A 244-nucleotide genomic window follows, 5' to 3' on the forward strand; every position below is an offset into this window, starting at 1 on the left:
CGCCGGCTCGATCGCCTTCGGATCGGTCGCGTTCAGCAGGATCATGTCGACGTGCGCGGAGATGAAGTTGTCGATTTGCGTGAACTGCTTGTTCAGGTCGTAGTCGGCCGAGACCGCGGTGACCTTCGCGTTCGGGTTGAGCTGCCTGGCGCGCGCCTCGGCGCCTTTCACGATCGTGACGAAGTACGGGTTGCCGAGCGAGCCGACCGTGACGCCGATCGATTTCAGCGGCTTGTCGGCTGCG

At 63.9% G+C, this 244-nt stretch carries 1 protein-coding gene; it reads right to left on the reverse strand.

Translation table 11 applies throughout. The features are described 5' to 3' along the window. Window positions 1–244, reverse strand: a 244-nt coding sequence (locus U4Z31_RS37070) for a substrate-binding domain-containing protein (protein WP_321813013.1), incomplete at both ends; no start/stop codon positions are given.

Origin of the sequence: Burkholderia sp. BCC1985 (genome assembly GCF_905339915.1) — a bacterium.
Taxonomy (GTDB): domain Bacteria; phylum Pseudomonadota; class Gammaproteobacteria; order Burkholderiales; family Burkholderiaceae; genus Burkholderia.